We start from the raw sequence: 16,194 nt of genomic DNA on the forward strand, positions 1-16,194 counted from the left end.
CGGGATTCACACACGCGCGGTTGCCTGCGGCTTTGGGGCCACGTATCATTCGAGGGCAGAATGAGCGAGTCGAAGCCAAAACCAACCCTCCGCGAAAAGGGCAGACTGATGTCTGCTTCCGAGATTGAGCGCACCCTTGTCCGCCTGGCCCACGAGGTTGTCGAGAAGAACAATGGTTCCTCGAACCTGGGGCTGGTTGGCATCAAGCGCCGTGGTGTGCCGCTGGCCGAGCGTATTGGCAAGCTGATCGGCGTCATTGAAAAGACCCCCGTCGAGACGGGCGTGCTGGACATCAGCTTCTACCGCGACGACCTGTCGACGGCGGGCCATCGACCGACCGTGACGCCGGGAGCGATCGGCTTTGATATCAACGACCGCGACATCATCCTGATGGACGATGTTCTGTATACGGGCCGCACCATCCGCGCGGCCCTGGACGCGCTATTTGACCATGGACGCCCGCGTTCGGTACAACTGCTCGTCCTGATTGATCGCGGCTGGCGCGAACTGCCCATTGAAGCGCAGTTCATTGGCCGTAAGGTCCAAACGACCGACCGCGAAATTATTGAAGTGAAGTTTAACGAAGTCGATCAGCAGGAGCAGGTATTGCTCGTAGAGCGAGTCGACTAACCCGCTACCCCGGTCACACTTTCTGATGTCAGCTGCTACGAAGTCCGCCCCGAAACCTGCGCCGAAGTCTGCGTCGAAGAAGACAGCAACTCCTGCGCCTGCACCCAAGCCCACAGCGGCCGCCAACGGGATCCATCCGGGCAGCCTGCTTTCGATCACACAGCTCTCTCTGGATGAGGTCAGCAGCATACTTGCGCTGGCCGACAAGCTGGCAAATGAGCCGTTGAGCAAGCACGCTGAACTCCTGGACAACCGCAAGATCGCCCTGCTGTTCTACGAGAGCAGCACCCGCACCCGCACCAGCTTTGAGCTGGCGGCCAAGTCGCTGGGCGCTATGACGACACTGGTCAGCGACAAGTCCTCCTCGATTGAAAAGGGCGAGAGTCTGAAGGATACCGGGCTGACGCTGCGCGCCCTGGGCGCGGAGTGCATCATCCTGCGGCACAATGCCTCGGGCTCGCCGTACCTGCTGGCGCAGCAGACCGGCCTTCCGGTACTGAATGCTGGCGATGGAATGCATGAGCATCCGTCGCAGGCGCTGCTGGATCTGCGCACGATTCTGTCGCGGCTGGGCAAGAAGCAGGCGGTGGACGAGAAGACGCTGGATGGCGTAACCATCTGCATTACCGGCGACATTCTGCACTCGCGCGTGGCTCGGTCGAATGCCCTGCTGCTGCCGCGCCTGGGCGCAAAGGTGATTCTGTGCGGGCCATCGCAACTGCTGCCGCCGGAGGCTGTGCAGCTCTCCACGGGAATTACGCTGGAGCGCGATTTCGATGCGGCCCTGAAGCAGTCGCAGGTGGTGATGATGCTGCGTATTCAGAAGGAGCGCCTGGCCGGCCTGCAGATTGACCTGGCCGACTATCAACGGCAGTTCCAGCTGAATGACGAACGCTATGCCGCCTACGCTCCGAATGCGTTGGTGATGCATCCGGGGCCGATGATTCGCGGCCTTGAAATTACCGCCGACATTGCCGACGGCCCACAGTCCGCCATTGAGGAGCAGGTGAGCAACGGTCTTGCCATTCGCATGGCCTTGCTTGCCCGCGCGCTGACCGGAGGTGCCGCATGAAGACAATTCTGATCAAAGGCGGCCACCTGATTGATCCGCCCTCGCGCACGGACCGCCCGCGCGACCTGCTGATTCGCGATAACCGCATTGTGGAGCTGGGTGATCCTGGCAAGTTGAGCGCCGCGGCCAAGAAGGAAGGGGCGGAGGTGATTGACGCCTCCGGTCTGATTGTTGCGCCGGGACTTGTGGACATCCACGTTCACCTGCGCGAGCCGGGACAGGGCCATAAGGAAACGATTGAGAGCGGCACCAAGGCCGCAGCCATGGGCGGCTTTACCGCGCTGTGCTGCATGCCGAACACCTCGCCGGTGAACGATTCACCCGAGGTGACACGCTGGATGCTGTCACCGGAACGCAAAGCCCACATCCGTGTGTTCCCGGTTGCCGCCGCAACGCGCGGCAGCATGGGCGATACCATTACCGAGTACGGCTCGCTGAAGGCCGCGGGTGCTGTTGGCTTTAGCGACGATGGCAAGCCGGTGCTGCAGGATGCCGTGATGCACCAGGCGCTGATTGCCGCCGCCCGCGCGGGTGTGCCCATGATTCAGCACGCCGAGAACACGAAGATCACCGTGGGCGCCAGCATGAACGCGGGCGCTCGCGCCTTCCGGCTGGGACTGCGCGGTATGTCGATTGAGGCCGAGTCCGGCATCGTCGAACGCGACATCCGCCTGGTCCGTGAGCTGACCACCGGCGGCAAGGGACCGCGTCCGCACCTGCACGTGCAGCATGTTTCCACCGCGAAGGCGATGGAGGCGATTCGCCAGGCCAAGCGCGCCGGTCTGCATGTGACCTGCGAGGTGGCTCCGCACCACTTCATGCTGACGGATGAAGCGGTGGAAGGCTACAACACGCACGCAAAGATGAATCCGCCGCTGCGCAGCGAGGAAGACCGGGCCGCCATGGTCACTGCCCTGCTGGATGGCACGGCCGACTGCATTGCGACCGACCACGCTCCGCATGCCGTGCATGAGAAGGAGCAGGAGTTCGAGAAAGCTCCCAATGGCATTACCGGCATTGAGACGTCGCTCTCGCTGTCGATCAAAATGCTGCACCACCAGCACCGCATGCCGCTGCTGCGCCTGATGCACCTGATGAGCACCGCTCCGGCGCACATTATGGGTCTGCGAGGACGCGGAACACTGGCGCCGGAGGCTTTTGCCGACGTGGTGCTCTTCGATCCGAAGTCGACGTGGACCTTCGACGCGCGCAAGTCTCCGTCGAAGTCTCGCAACACGCCGTTCGATGGGCAGACGCTGCCGGGTGTGGTGAAGATGACGATTTCAGAAGGCCGCGTGGTGTACAAAAGCTAGTTGTGAGTTAAGAGTTGTGAGTAAAGCATGGGCTGGGGCAAATGGTTGCTTCGGCCCTTGGCTTTTAACAAGCGGCGTCGCGCGCAACTGCAGGCGTCTTTCCTGGCATCGTACTTCTCGTAACCCATTCCGCGCACTTCTCCCCTTGCGCGATTTTGATCGAGGTAAGACCCATGTTTCTCCCCCGCAAATCCATTGCATCCACTGCGGCAGCTCTGCTGCTGTGCGGAGCTTTGGCAGGCTGCAAGTCTGCTGAAGAAAAAGCGATTGATCAGGCAACTCAACAGGCCGCGGCAACAGGCCAGGCCCAGCAGGTTGTAACCAATGACGGCAAGGGCAACGTCACCACAACCACCGTCACCCCGCCTGATCCAACGACCCACAAGCCGACCATCACGAAGACGACGGTGAGCAATCCCGCGACCGCCGGAACTTCCACCACGGCCGCAGCTCCGGGCACCGAGCAGGCCGGCCCGGGAAGCGCTGTCCCCGATCCTGCAAAACCCATCATCAAGCCTGCCGATGTACAGATTCCCGCTGGAACGGCCGTGGCCATCCGCATCAATCAGCACATCAGCGTGAAGACGACGCCTGCGGGATCGCGCTTTTCTGGCGAGATTGCCGAGCCAATCAGCGTGAATGATCGCGTGATTGTTCCGCGAGGTACACCGGTCAGCGGCGTGGTGGAAGCCAGCAAGAAGCGCGGCCACTTCAAGGGTTCGTCTATCCTGCAGCTTCGCCTGACGGGCATGACGCTGAACGGTACGGAATATCCGCTGGAGACCGGCACCTTTACACGCACGAAGAAGGGTAAGGGCAAGCGCAGCGCTGGCTGGATTGGCGGCACGACCGGTGCGGGCATGCTGATTGGCGGCCTGGCCACCGGCGGAACCGGCCTGCTGATTGGCGGCCTGGCGGGCGCAGGCGCGGGTACCGCGGTCGCGGGCCTGACGGGCAATGGCGACATTGACCTGCCGGCCGAGTCGCTGGTGCACTTCAAGCTGTCCGATGACCTGTCGGTGGTTCCCCCGGCGGCAAACGGAACCAGGACCTCTGCTTCATTGCAGTAGCTTCACCTTAGTTCAGCAAAAATGGCGGATGCCCAGGGGTGTCCGCCATTTTCCTGCCTGAAAACCGGCTATGCGGAGCGGCGGTGCTGGTCGATGGGAATCGCGGCGGAAGGCGGTACGGGCTGCTCTTCTGCATTCTGACGAGCCACAATCTCTGTCTCCGTGCGAAGCGACAGCGGAATCTCAGAGGGCAGGAATTCGATTCCCTCGTCGCGCAGCACGCGGGCCTTCTTCACCAGGGTTTCGCGGCGGGTGTGCATCTTGCGGAGGGCCGCATCGCGCAGGTCATTGGTCGCAAAGACCTCAAAATTCTGCAGATGCGCCAGCTTCCGGTCCATCAGAGAAATATCTTCGTGCAGGGACTTCAGTTGATAGCGCTCAGGCGTGGCAGCGATCATCGGGACTCTCCAGTGTGATGTGTATTCGAGAAAACAGGGGCGTCGGAAGATACGGAATCTGCGGACGGGATCGGTTGCTTGCCTGAACGTGGCTCGTCGCGAGCGAAGGTGGGCTGCGGGCGAGGAAGAGAGCGGAACGGATGCCCTGCTTTTAACTATACGCTGCACGCTCCAGGAGGCTGAGGCAAACCGGAGCGAAGCCGCGCCTTGCAGGCCCGTTTTGGCCTTCGCACTCTACAATCAAAGAGACAGCTTTTTCGATAGAGAGTAGAGGATTCACCCAAGCAATGGCTTTGAACTGTGGAATCGTCGGCCTGCCCAACGTTGGCAAGAGCACGATCTTCAACGCGCTGACCTCGGCCAAGGCGATGGCCGCCAACTATCCTTTCTGCACCATTGAGCCCAACGTGGGTGTGGTCGTCGTTCCCGATCCGCGGCTGGATAAGATCACCGAATTCGTGAAGCCGCACAAGACCGTGCCGACGACGATGGAGTTTGTCGACATTGCCGGCCTGGTAGCGGGCGCGAGCAAGGGCGAAGGCCTGGGTAACCAGTTCCTCGGGCACATCCGCTCCACCGATGCGATCTGCCACGTTGTCCGCTGCTTTGCGGATGAGAACGTGGTGCACGTGGCCGGCGGCGTCAATCCGCTGAGCGACATCGACGTCATCAATACCGAGCTTCTGCTGGCCGACCTGGAGTCGGTCGAAAAGCGCCTGGTGAAGACCGAGAAGGTCGCGAAGCAGTCGCAGGACCCCAAGGTGAAGGCCGAGCTTTCAGCGCTGAAGATTCTGCAGCAGGTGCTGGGCGAGGGCAAGCCCGCGCGCGTGGCTGAGCTGAGTGAAGATGAGCTGATTGCCAGCCGCGAACTCTTTCTGATCACCCAGAAGCCGATGCTGTACGTGGCCAACGTGGACGAAGCCGGGTTGACCGAAGGCAACGAGTGGACCGCGCAGGTGGAGCAGCGTGCCAAGGAAGACGGCAGCGAAGTGGTCCGCATCTGCGGTGCTATGGAGAGCGAGATCTCCCTGCTGGAGCCGGCCGAGCGCAAGGAGTTTCTGGAGGCGATGGGTCTTGAGGAACCGGGTCTGAACCGCCTGATCCGCGCGGCCTATAAGCTGCTGGACCTGATCACCTACTTCACCGCGGGCGTAACCGAAGTGCGTGCATGGACGATCAAGCGCGGAACCAAGGGGCCTGGAGCGGCAGGTGTCATCCACTCGGACTTCGAGAAGGGCTTCATCCGCGCCGAGGCTTACCACTGCGACGACCTGTTCGCCCTGGGGAGCGAGGCGGCGGTGAAGGAAAAGGGGCTCTACCGTTCGGAAGGCAAGGAGTATGTCGTCAAGGACGGCGATATCCTCTTCTTCAAGTTCAATGTTTAAACGCGGCCACTAGTTCGCGCTGACAGCTTCAAGGCGGTCTACGACAAGCACGTCGTAGACCGCTTTTTTTGCTGTGAGCTGCAGACCCAACTGGCCTTTCAACGCGAAGTTGAGCACAGCCAGGGCGCTTGGCCGCTCCTCGCGCAGGGTCGACCCGGTATCGACATAGTCGCGAAAATCGACGGAGATATCGTATGTGCCGGGAAGGCCTGTCTGGTCCGCAACAGGGCCCTGTAGCGGGCTGGCGAGATAGTTTGCGAGGTCCTTCATGGTGAAGTGCTTCGCGGTAAAGCCGATATCGGAGTTTTGATGCGTGGCTTCTCCTTCTCCCTCAGACGCATGAATAGCAGCGGAGTTTTTCAGTCCGCCGGGAGCAAGCGTCAGCAGGTAGCCCTTGCTCTCGCGCTTGTCCGGATGCAGGACGAGGTGAAAACGCTCTGCCAGCAGCTTCTGCATCATGCTGCGCATCTCGGCGTCGGTGGCATCGTGCCCGGCGGCGGCAAGGATGTCGTAGTGCTCCGAGGTCAGTTCCGGTGGGCCGATGATCTGCGCCGTGGCGACACCGTACGCGTAGTGGATGCAGGTGCTGACGGTGACATCATGCATGCGAAGCGTTCCATGCGCGACCTGTGTCATCCCATCGCGTTCGAAGGGGACGTGGTCATTCGTCAGATGAATGCTGGCGGCGTCAAAGCCTTCCTGCGCATGAGCAGACAACGTGGAGAGAAGGAGGAGCGGCAGCAACATTCGCATCATGCAGACCAATACGCGCGTTGCCGGAAGGATGTTCCAAAGGCTTTGTGGATTGGCCGCGACTCGAGGTTCAATGCAAAAATAGTTTCTATCCGCACAACGCGGAGAGGACTTTCTACGATGCCCCTGTCCCGCCGTACCCTTCTGGCCACTGCCATGGGAGCCGCCGCTGTTGCCGCCGCTCCTGCGATGGCAGCCCCTGGCAAGCGCAAGCCGAACATCGTCTTTATCCTGGCCGACGACATGGGATGGGGCGATCCCTCGAGCTATGGCTCGACCAAGATCAAGACACCAAACATCGACCGGCTGGCCGCAGAAGGTATGCGCTTCACGCAGGGCTATGCGGGGGCTCCGGTCTGCGGCCCATCGCGCTGCACGCTGATGACCGGGCTACATGGAGGCCATGCGCGCATTCGCGATAACTTCGCGCTGGCCGCTGGCAAGGTGGGCTACAAGAAGAAAGAGCAGATTCGCCGCGCCAGCCTGCTGCCGGAAGACCGCACCGTCGCCGACTATCTGCGCAAGGCGGGCTACCGCACCGGGCTGATGGGCAAGTGGCATCTCGACGGCTACGATGCCGAGGCCACGCCGACCAGGCATGGCTTTGAGGAGTTCAAGGGCTGGCTGACCGCGCGCGAAGAGACGCAGGGTTACTGGCCCGAAAAGCGCATGAACGGCGAGCAGGAGATCGACATCCCCGAAAACGCCGGCGGCAAGCAGGGCCGCTACGACACGGCGATGATCACAGAGGACTCTGTCGACTACATCACGCGGCACAAGGACGAGCCGTTCTTCCTGTACACCGCCTACGACAGCCCGCACAGCCCGTACACTGCACCTGACTTCGGTCCCTATGCGAATGAAAAAGGCTGGAGCGACGACGAGAAGACCTACGCTTCAATGATCTGGTGGATGGACAAAGGCATTGGGCAGATTCTGGATACGCTGAAGAAGCTGAAGCTCGATAACGACACCATTGTCTTCTTCGCCAGCGACAACGGACCGCGCAGCGAGCCGACAGCCGCGCAGACGCGGGTGATCGACTTCTTCGACTCGAACGGCAACCTGACCGGGTACAAGCGCGATATGTACGAGGGCGGCATCCGCGATCCGCTGATCGTACGCTGGAGCACGCAGATCAAGGCCGGTTCGGTGAGCCAGATGCCGGTCTACTTCCCGGATTTTCTACCAACGGCCCTGGACCTTGCGGGCGCGCCTGCCGAGCCGACGGACGGCATCAGCATCAAACCCTACCTGCTGAGTTCGCGCACAGGAGAAGACCGCTTCCTCTACTGGGAGTTCTATGAGCCGGTGTATCGCCAGGCCGGACGACTTGGCAAGTGGAAGGTCGTACGCCTGAAGAAGGGTGCGAAGCTGGAGCTCTATGACCTGAGCGTTGACCCGTGGGAGAGCAAGGACATCGCCGGCCAGCATCCGGATGTGATTGCACGCATGGAAGCCGAGCTGAAGAAGGCCCACCGCGAATCACCGGAGTATCCGGATAATCCGCCGGCAGGCTCAACCAAGCCACCCGAATAACAACGGGTTAGAGCGCCGAGGACGTGCAGCACCCTAACCCGCAATCGGACTAGTGGACACTAACGAGCGACTGCGAGACGGCCACCTGGTCGTCCGCGGGTGTCTTGTCCCCCGCCAGGTAATCGGACAGGCCGAAGGTGTGGCCCGCCTTGAGCGAGATCAATTGCAGCATGGCGTTCGTGGTGATCTTTGCCTGGCCATCGGTGGACAGGGTGCGCGTCAACTCGGCCAGCAACAGCGGGCCAATCACATCCAACTTCTGCCCCAGATAGTTGGCCAGCGATGTGCCTGCGATCGCCTTCGTCAGCGACTGCGCAAAGTCGGCCAAAGTCTTCAAGAGCATTTGCCGGTCGAGCGAAGCCTGGTTGGCGGCGTCGGAGGCAGTCTGGATAGCCTTTGCGGCATTGCCGATGATTTTGTTTTCGGCATACGCAATCCAGGCCAGCGAAGCAAGCTGGTTATCCTGTTCCCCTGTGGATCGCAGTTGGTTCGTGGTGATCGCCGGATTGTTGTTGAACATGCCGCCTACCAGGCCCAACACACGAGCCTTATCGGCGAGTGCCCGCAGACTGCCTGTCGCAACCGACACCTCAATCATGCTCTTCAACATATCTTTCATCGCCGGCAGCGGGCCGGGGTTCCATGTTGGAGACTTGCCCGAATCAAGATTGGCGCTCGTGCCGTCCCAATCGTTATTGGTGCAGATAGGTAACGCGGCATACGCATAGATATGCGCGGCCTCCGTGTCTGTGGCATGCGATGAGTCCTCCATGAACCACTGGTAGACATAGCGGCGCAGGTACTGCTGAATGAAACGCGACGCCATCAGCTGTGCTGCGGCTACCTCGTCCCTGCCGCGCTTCACGAACCATGCGTCCGCAAGTTCACCGCTTACCGCTACCTGCATCGAAACCGCCATGTCTCCCAGATTGTCAAAGTGAGCCGTGGCCGAGCCGCCGGTTGGCGTGGCCTGCCTGCTTGCCTGAATCACAGCCGCATCAAAATCTGAGAGAAAGCGCACGAAACTTCCTGCCGGCAGCTTGTCGGCAAGATACTGGGTCGTAAAGTCCTGTATGCCACCAGCAAGATACGTCTGTGTGCAGGCAGGCTTTATAAACCGCATCTCGTATGCCAGAGCCAGCGTGGGGTCGGTCAGGACCTTGCCGCTCAGATCTGCCTGGAACGCAAGATCCACCAGGCCGGCATAGAGTGTGCCGTTGGCGTTCACCTTCGAATCAACGAAAGCGATAAGGCTGGCGCCATTCCGCTGGATCTGCAGCTTGGCCACCGTGTCCTGCGTGACCGCACTGTCACTGACAAAGTTGGGGATCTGGATGTGAGTGGTTGCCTTGCTGTGAATCTCGTGGGTCATCACAGCATCCTGAATGGTGATGCCCGGGATCGGTCCATTGCCTGCAAACAGGACATCGAGCTGTCCCTTCTGCACAATGGCGGTAAACTGCGATGCCGCCTGATTCATATCGAAGACCAGATCGACCATGACCGCGTTGGATGTCGTCTTCTGATAGTTGTAGGCAAAGTCGAAGTTGTACTTGTTCGTCAGCGCGGCAACCAGCTTGTCATAAGCTCCTGACAGATTTTTGCCCAGCGCGGCAATCGCTGCCTGAACCGATTTCAGATCAGCCGTCACAAACGTGGACTTATTGAAGAAGGCCGCCAGGCGGGCCTGCACCCATTGATTGATGGCCGTGGTATTGGCCGCGGAGGTGATCGTACTCAGCCTGAAGGCAGTATCGATCTCTTTCTTCAGGCTGGTGATCACACTTCCACTCAGCACGCTCAGGATGTCGGCGGCGTACTTCTTTACCTGATCCTGGTAGGCACCGAGGGAAAGCGAGGAATTGGACCCCACCGCCTCCGCGATCCCCAGAAGCCAGTTGCGTGTTCCCACAGCCTGCAGGCCGTCCGATAGAGCCTTGTTGAAATCAGGGTTGTCCCGCAGATCGGTCAGCAGCGTGGTGACCAGCGCCTGTGTTGCAGCATCGGGCGAACCGAGAAGATTCCAAACCAGGGTCTTTACTGTGGACGAGCCCTGTGTGGCCAGCGCGTCCCACTGCGCGAGCGCATCCTTTACTGCTCCCACGGCCTGGCTGAGTTCGGTATCGATGTTCAGCCCGGTAACGGCATGCAGCAGGTTCTTTGCCGTATCCGTGGTGAGAGCGGCAAGGTTCGCGCCCAGGTCGCCCGTCGTCCACTGTTCCAGGATCGGGATGGACTTCTTCAGATCGTTGGCTACCTGCTGGGGCAACAGGCCGAAAGCTCCCGAGACAAGATCGCCCAGGTTTTCCGGCAGCAGCGGGTCAGCCTGCACGCCAACGGAGAGGTCCAGGCCGAAGTTGTAGCCATACGAGTTCTGCTTGTGCAGTTGCAGGGTCAGATTCTGGTCATCGGCGGGTCGGCCCACAATCGCCAGGTAACGCCCGCTGATGTTGTATCCAAGCTGGACGGACAGCGCCGAATCGATCTTCAGGCTCAGGTCCTGTTGCAGGCCGAGCTGCTGCAGAGTGGCTGGAATGTCTTTCTTGTAGGCGAAGTCGTAGCCGAGCTTGGCGCCGAGCGTCATGGCCAGCGAGCCGTCAATCTCGCCAATGATCCACGTGAAAGGAGCAAGATCTTCCGCCCGGCCAATGGCACGCGCGACCTTGATGTTGCTTCCCGCCGCTGCGATTGCGTGCAGAGCCGTTACGGTTGTGTGATCGAAGCGATGCAGCACCGCAAGCGTGGTGCCGCCCGCTCCCGTAACACCAAAGGTGGCCGAACCCGCTACACCAAAGGGAATGGTGCCGTTCACGCTGCCAGTGGCATTGGCATTAAAGGAGATAAGCAGGTAGCGATCGTTCGGGCCGGAGTCTGGAAAGGTGACGGAGGGCGCCGGGTCAAGCCCAAGCTTTCCCAAGGCAGTCTGGGGATCTTTGAAAACTCCCATCCCCGTACCAACACCGCCGCCGAAGCTGGCATTCAATGTGATGTTGGCGGTAGCGGCGACCGGAAGGTTGACGGCTGGAAATGACCCTTTGATCAGGTCCAGGTCGATGTCCGTGTCCGGGAAGAAGCCGTTGGCAGTAAAAATACCGAGAATTGTTGCGGAAATATGGTCATCGAGCGTAAGGGTGCCGGGTCCGACAGGAATATCCACAGGAGATACCTTTCTTGCTGCTCATCAATTTTGGCGGGGGAACCGATCATAGCAGTCATCGCCTGCCGTGCGATGATTAATGCATTGTGAGCGACGAATTTTCACGCATCAAACGCCTTCCGCCCTATGTCTTCAACATAACCGGCGAGTTGAAGGCGGCGGCGCGCAAGCGCGGCGAAGACATCATCGACTTTGGCATGGGAAACCCTGACGGCGCGACGCCGCAGCATATCGTCGACAAGATGATTGAGGCCGTGCAGAAGACGCGCACGCACCGGTACTCGCTTTCCAAGGGCATTCCGCGTCTGCGCAAGGCCATCTGCGACTGGTACCAGCGCCGCTACAACGTCACGCTGGACCCTGCGACCGAATCGATCATGACCATCGGCTCCAAGGAGGGCATCGCCCACCTGTGCCTGGCCGTGCTGGACAAGGGCGACACCGTGTTGGTGCCCAACCCCAGCTATCCCATCCACATCTACGGCCCGGTGATCGCCGGGGCTGACGTGCTGAGCGTGCCGATCACCGACTCCACCGACGAATTTCTGGCCCGCATTCAGGACGTCATCCCCCGCATGACGCCGCGGCCCAAGGTGCTGATCGTCAACTTCCCGGCCAATCCCACGGCACAGTGCGTCGAGCTGCCGTTCTTTGAGAAGCTGGTGGCCATCTGTAAGGAGTACGGCGTCTGGCTGGTCCACGACCTGGCCTATGCCGACATCGCCTTTGACGGCTACACCCCGCCCAGCGTGATGCAGGTGCCGGGCGCAAAGGACATCGCCGTCGAGTTCTTCACCCTGTCCAAGAGCTACAACATGCCCGGCTGGCGCGTCGGCTTCATGGTGGGTAACCCCACGCTGGTGGCCGCACTGGCCCGCATCAAGAGCTACTTCGACTACGGCACCTTCACACCCATCCAGGTGGCCAGCATCCTTGCGCTTGAGGGGCCGCAGGAATGCGTCCACCAGATCTGCGAGACCTACCGCAGCCGCCGCGATGTCCTGGTGAACGGCCTGAACAAACTCGGCTGGCCGGTGGAGATGCCCAAAGCGACCATGTTCGCCTGGGCCAAAATTCCCGAACAGTACCGCCACCTGAAGTCACTGGAGTTCAGCAAACTCATGCTCGAACAAGCCAAGGTAGCGGTAAGCCCCGGTATCGGCTTCGGAGAGTACGGCGACGACTACGTGCGGTTCTCATTGATCGAGAACGAAGAAAGAACCCGGCAGGCGCTGCGGGGGATTAAGCATATGTTCTCAAAGCCGATTGGGGATTGAGAAAGGGTGCTAGTTACGCTTGAACATCTCTCACTCAACATCGATGAAACTACATCTAATCCCAATCCTCTGGCCTCATGGAAGCGATAGCTGCATCATAAGCGCGAGTAAAATTTTCCGTGTGTTTAAAATCGAACTTGAAATTAATTGACAAGACCGTTGGCGGTTGCGACTTGTCATAGTTGATAGCCTGCTCGATGGTGCTTCTAATTTCGCTCGGAGCCTTATATAGGGTGTCTGTAAAAGTATCAGTAACCCCCAGCAAGGCTGTTTTAACTTGCAGCATTGATTCCGGAGGATGGATACGAAAGGTTTCCGACTCTGCCGAAACCAAAGCGGCTAAAATATCGTCGACTTCCGAGACCGCCTCGTATATCTGCATTGGATCACCGGCAATTCCTGATGGGCCCCAAGACTCAGGAATGCGCTTTGTGATCACATACACGAGCTTTTCCATTGTTGAAATTAGTTCTGAAAGTTTACTCTGCACATATTCGTTAAATTTTTTCCCATTAACATGTGTGTGAGGCCCGAGCACACGCCCGGCAATGACATCATCGAGCTGTCTTCTTGTCCGACTTAGCCGAGATTCTAATAGCTCCGCCGTGAGGAGGTGCTCCCAATACTCAGGCCTGTTTTCCACAAAGTACTTGGCCCGCTCACTCTCTCTCTGAAATACACCTAGATGTCTGAGATGACCTTCTCGACGCTTCGATAGCAACTCTCTCAATTGAGATGACACTTGGAGGCGAATTGTCGAAATAATGTCATCTTCAGACCTGAACGGGAATGTCCATCTTTGTGAGCGACGAACAGAATCTACAAACTTCAAGATATCCGGGGAATCAATCACTGCGGATAGGTCATTAGAAGGATTTGATTTCCATATTGGAAGCAAATCAATCAACCTTTGATCAACAAAAGTGAAGATATCTAAACCTTCTTGAACTGCGGCTTCATACTCGAGATTCACAATAGACTTGCCACTCGCTGAATCAACCGATCCCTTTTTCATGCCGACGATCAATATGAACAGGTCAGCGTTGTCTCTAACGTTCTTCTTGCAATTTTCTAAATTGCTCAATCGTGGATCTACACTGAACGCCGAGAATTCACTCATGATTGGGATATGCCCAAGCTCAGAGATATGAGAGTGAAGCGCCTGTCTGATGTGTGTCAGATCATAGCAAGTGGAGCTTATGAAAATTCTAGTCTGTCCCATTCTCTCTACCAATACTTCACCGCAATCTTGCTTCACTTTAGGGAATTAGGCCAGCACTTTTAACTCGCTATGCGCGTAATACATCTCCGTAATCGCATCCGCCAGCTTCTTCGTCACCACTTCGGCATCCTTCGTCGTCAGGCCCGTAGTATCAATCGGGTCGCCCACCACCAGCTTCAGCGGTCGCGGGGCGAGTGAGTACTCGTGCATCGGCATCAGTTCATGCGTGCCCACCAGAGCCAGCGGCATGATAGGAACCTGGGCCTTGATGGCCATGAACGCCGCGCCGGAAAGCATGGACTTGATGTGGCCGTCCTGGCTGCGGCCCGCCTCCGGGAACAGCAGGATGGGCATGCCGCTCTTCAGCGTGGCGATGCCTTTGTTCAGGCCCGCAATCTGCGAGCGCAGGTTTGACTGGTCAATCGGCACCTGTCCGCTGCGCTTCAAGTGCCAGCCGATGAACGGAATCTTAAAGAGGTAGTGGTTGGCCAGGATACGGAACTGGAAGGGCAGGTTGCCGAAGAGCGCCGGCGTGTCCATGTAGCTGATGTGGTTGCTGGCATAGACGGCGACGCGGCCCAGCTTCTCTTTCCCGATGACCTGCATGGGCGAGAACGAAATCATCAGCAGGCTTTTGGCCCACACCTGCGCAATGGCGTGTTGCTGGCGGCCGCTCTTGTCCCACAGCGAGGTGATGAGCGAGATGATGCCGAAGAAAGCCGTGGACGCCACGATGAGCGGGGCGAGCAGAGCGTAGGTGAGTAGCTTCTGTGCGGTGGTCCGTTGCGCCATCGTCAGTCGTCTCTTTTCAGAATCCTGCGAGCTTCGCCGATCAGATAGACCGACCCGGTGATGATAACCAGCCCCGAGGGAGGCGTCACCCGGCGCGCTTTGTCGATGGCCTGGGCCACGCTGGAGGCGGTCTCTACGGGGATCTCCATGTGCGCGGCGGCCTGTTCCAGATCGCTGAGCGATGCGGCGCGCGGGTTGTTCATGGGAGCAAGCACGATGTGGTCGTGCACGCGGTCGGCACTGGAGTCAAAGAGCGGGAAGAGCGTCTGCGCGATGCCTTCGACGGCTTTGTCTTTCAAACACGAGAAGACGAGTGTGCGTGGCCGCTCATCCGGCAACTGGCCAATGGCTGAGCGCAACGTCCATGCGCCGTCAGGATTATGCGCGACGTCCAGAAGGAAATCGACTCCGTTGCTGGTCAGCAGTTCCAGCCGGCCCGGCCATGCGGTGGAGCGGATGCCTTCGGCGATGGTGGCGGCGGTGATTTTCGCAAAGCCGTGGTGCTGGTTCAGTTCCACCGCCGTGGCGATGGCCAGCGCGAGGTTGCGCTGCTGGTGCGATCCGCCGAGGGGCGAGTCGATGGTCACATCCTGCCCCAGAATTCGCGCGGGGTACACATTGCGGAAAGGGCTGACCTGAGCCAGTCCGCGATCAGGAATATAAGCCGCAGCGTTGACTCCGCGCACTTCCAGCGGCACGGCGACCTCTCCGAGAGCATAGTTCGCCTCAGGGTGCTGTGGCAGCGTGACCATCACGCCGTTCTTACGCAGGATGCCTGCCTTCTCCTTGGCAATGTGCGTCAGCGTGGGGCCGAGATAGTCCATGTGGTCCAGACCGAGGTCGGTGATGACGGAGACGATGGGCTCCACGATATTGGTGGCGTCCAGGCGACCTCCGAGGCCGACTTCGAGCACGGCGATATCGACCTTCTGCTCGGCGAAGGAGAGAAAGGCGATGGCGGTCATCACCTCAAAGAAGCTGGGGGTGTGCGGCAGGTCTCCGCTGGCGACCAGGCGGTTTGCGGCGTCGTCCACCTGGAAATAGAGACGTGCGAAGTCGTCGTCGCTGATGAGCTGGCTGCCAATGCGGACGCGTTCGTTGATGCGCTCCAGGTGCGGCGAGGTGTAGAGCCCCGCGCGATAGCCGGAGACGCCCAGCACACTGGCCAGCGTGGAGGCAGTGGAGCCCTTGCCGTTGGTGCCTGCAATCAGCACCGCGGGAAAGGTGGTTTGCGGATCGCCAAGATCCTTCATCAGCGTGCGCATGTAGGCAAGATCAAACTTGCGGCGCGGCGCGCCTGGCTGCGGGGGGGCAAGCTCATGACCCCGTGCGTAAAGCTGTTCGACGGCTAGCTGATAAGACATATCGATTCCGCCCTCTATTTTAGAGCGTACGGATAGCACAAAGGTGGAATGGGGATCACACAACCGTTCGGCGGCAACATGCTGAAGTGGAATGTTCTGAAGTTGCAAAGCGCGAGATTCTGACGTTGCCAGGAGCGGTAAAGCCGCTCCGCAGAAAAGAGGTCACACTCCTATGCACGATATCGTTATTGCTGCCATTTTTGTTGCCATGGTTCTCGCACC

At 59.4% G+C, this 16,194-nt stretch carries 13 protein-coding genes; 7 read left to right on the forward strand and 6 right to left on the reverse strand.

Annotated elements, in window-relative coordinates; genetic code table 11:
• Positions 1–60 precede the first annotated feature (60 nt).
• The 4 genes from pyrR to OHL13_RS12495 all read left to right on the forward strand — a co-directional run bounded on the left by pyrR (position 61) and on the right by OHL13_RS12495 (position 4,085).
• Entirely contained in the window at positions 61–630 is a 570-nt protein-coding gene (gene pyrR / locus OHL13_RS12480) for a bifunctional pyr operon transcriptional regulator/uracil phosphoribosyltransferase PyrR (RefSeq protein ID WP_263410452.1), read from the forward strand.
• Positions 631–655: 25 nt separating this feature from the next.
• Positions 656–1,702 (forward strand): aspartate carbamoyltransferase catalytic subunit, encoded by a 1,047-nt coding sequence (locus OHL13_RS12485; protein WP_263410453.1) that lies wholly within the window; start codon positions 656–658, stop codon positions 1,700–1,702.
• Positions 1,699–3,015, forward strand: coding sequence for a dihydroorotase (locus tag OHL13_RS12490; protein WP_263410454.1), 1,317 nt, complete (start codon positions 1,699–1,701; stop codon positions 3,013–3,015). The genes OHL13_RS12485 and OHL13_RS12490 overlap by 4 nt, the downstream gene beginning before the upstream one ends.
• 173 nt (positions 3,016–3,188) lie before the next feature.
• Positions 3,189–4,085: a hypothetical protein gene (locus OHL13_RS12495; protein ID WP_263410455.1), complete on the forward strand. Its 897-nt coding sequence runs from the start codon at positions 3,189–3,191 to the stop codon at positions 4,083–4,085.
• A gap of 68 nt (positions 4,086–4,153) precedes the next feature.
• Here the strand turns inward: OHL13_RS12495 and OHL13_RS12500 are convergent, their stop codons facing one another.
• The gene (locus tag OHL13_RS12500) at positions 4,154–4,483 is read right to left on the reverse strand and encodes a hypothetical protein (protein ID WP_263410456.1); all 330 of its coding nucleotides are present in this window, start codon (positions 4,481–4,483) and stop codon (positions 4,154–4,156) included.
• A gap of 287 nt (positions 4,484–4,770) precedes the next feature.
• Between OHL13_RS12500 and ychF the strand changes: the two genes are divergently transcribed.
• Positions 4,771–5,868, forward strand: coding sequence for a redox-regulated ATPase YchF (gene ychF / locus OHL13_RS12505; RefSeq protein WP_263410457.1), 1,098 nt, complete (start codon positions 4,771–4,773; stop codon positions 5,866–5,868).
• A 9-nt stretch (positions 5,869–5,877) separates the two neighbouring features.
• Here the strand turns inward: ychF and OHL13_RS12510 are convergent, their stop codons facing one another.
• Positions 5,878–6,615 carry a TIGR03435 family protein gene (locus OHL13_RS12510; protein WP_263410458.1) on the reverse strand — a complete coding sequence of 246 codons (738 nt, stop codon included), beginning with the start codon at positions 6,613–6,615 and terminating at the stop codon, positions 5,878–5,880.
• A 126-nt stretch (positions 6,616–6,741) separates the two neighbouring features.
• On the opposite strand from OHL13_RS12510, the gene OHL13_RS12515 reads away from it, so the two are divergent.
• Positions 6,742–8,160: an arylsulfatase gene (locus OHL13_RS12515; protein ID WP_263410459.1), complete on the forward strand. Its 1,419-nt coding sequence runs from the start codon at positions 6,742–6,744 to the stop codon at positions 8,158–8,160.
• A 49-nt stretch (positions 8,161–8,209) separates the two neighbouring features.
• Here OHL13_RS12515 and OHL13_RS12520 read toward each other — a convergent pair whose 3' ends face one another.
• A complete protein-coding gene (locus tag OHL13_RS12520) occupies positions 8,210–11,317 on the reverse strand; it encodes a hypothetical protein (protein ID WP_263410460.1) in 3,108 nt (1,035 codons plus the stop codon).
• An 86-nt stretch (positions 11,318–11,403) separates the two neighbouring features.
• Here OHL13_RS12520 and alaC point away from each other — a divergent pair, with 86 nt between their 5' ends.
• Positions 11,404–12,594, forward strand: a complete 1,191-nt coding sequence (gene alaC, locus OHL13_RS12525) for an alanine transaminase (RefSeq protein WP_263410461.1) — start codon at positions 11,404–11,406, stop codon at positions 12,592–12,594.
• Positions 12,595–12,649: 55 nt separating this feature from the next.
• Here the strand turns inward: alaC and OHL13_RS12530 are convergent, their stop codons facing one another.
• The 3 genes from OHL13_RS12530 to OHL13_RS12540 are packed head-to-tail and all read right to left on the reverse strand — an operon-like array spanning position 12,650 to position 15,972.
• Entirely contained in the window at positions 12,650–13,816 is a 1,167-nt protein-coding gene (locus OHL13_RS12530; RefSeq protein ID WP_263410462.1) for a DUF4062 domain-containing protein, read from the reverse strand.
• A gap of 45 nt (positions 13,817–13,861) precedes the next feature.
• Positions 13,862–14,608 (reverse strand): lysophospholipid acyltransferase family protein, encoded by a 747-nt coding sequence (locus tag OHL13_RS12535; protein ID WP_263410463.1) that lies wholly within the window; start codon positions 14,606–14,608, stop codon positions 13,862–13,864.
• Between the two features lie 2 nt (positions 14,609–14,610).
• On the reverse strand, positions 14,611–15,972 hold the full coding sequence (locus tag OHL13_RS12540) for a bifunctional folylpolyglutamate synthase/dihydrofolate synthase (protein WP_263410464.1): 1,362 nt from the start codon (positions 15,970–15,972) through the stop codon (positions 14,611–14,613).
• Between the last annotated feature and the right edge of the window lie 222 nt (positions 15,973–16,194).

Origin of the sequence: Terriglobus tenax (genome assembly GCF_025685395.1) — a bacterium.
Taxonomy (GTDB): Bacteria; Acidobacteriota; Terriglobia; order Terriglobales; family Acidobacteriaceae; genus Terriglobus; species Terriglobus tenax.

What these genes read in the sequence shown, in the direction of transcription:
- pyrR (WP_263410452.1), top strand. Translation starts at nt 61, where the DNA reads ATGAGCGAGTCGAAGCCAAAACCAACCCTCCGCGAAAAGGGCAGACTG.
- OHL13_RS12485 (WP_263410453.1), top strand. Translation starts at nt 656, where the DNA reads ATGTCAGCTGCTACGAAGTCCGCCCCGAAACCTGCGCCGAAGTCTGCG.
- OHL13_RS12490 (WP_263410454.1), top strand. Translation starts at nt 1,699, where the DNA reads ATGAAGACAATTCTGATCAAAGGCGGCCACCTGATTGATCCGCCCTCG.
- OHL13_RS12495 (WP_263410455.1), top strand. Translation starts at nt 3,189, where the DNA reads ATGTTTCTCCCCCGCAAATCCATTGCATCCACTGCGGCAGCTCTGCTG.
- OHL13_RS12500 (WP_263410456.1), bottom strand. Translation starts at nt 4,483, where the DNA reads ATGATCGCTGCCACGCCTGAGCGCTATCAACTGAAGTCCCTGCACGAA.
- ychF (WP_263410457.1), top strand. Translation starts at nt 4,771, where the DNA reads ATGGCTTTGAACTGTGGAATCGTCGGCCTGCCCAACGTTGGCAAGAGC.
- OHL13_RS12510 (WP_263410458.1), bottom strand. Translation starts at nt 6,615, where the DNA reads ATGTTGCTGCCGCTCCTCCTTCTCTCCACGTTGTCTGCTCATGCGCAG.
- OHL13_RS12515 (WP_263410459.1), top strand. Translation starts at nt 6,742, where the DNA reads ATGCCCCTGTCCCGCCGTACCCTTCTGGCCACTGCCATGGGAGCCGCC.
- OHL13_RS12530 (WP_263410462.1), bottom strand. Translation starts at nt 13,816, where the DNA reads ATGGGACAGACTAGAATTTTCATAAGCTCCACTTGCTATGATCTGACA.
- OHL13_RS12535 (WP_263410463.1), bottom strand. Translation starts at nt 14,608, where the DNA reads ATGGCGCAACGGACCACCGCACAGAAGCTACTCACCTACGCTCTGCTC.
- OHL13_RS12540 (WP_263410464.1), bottom strand. Translation starts at nt 15,972, where the DNA reads ATGTCTTATCAGCTAGCCGTCGAACAGCTTTACGCACGGGGTCATGAG.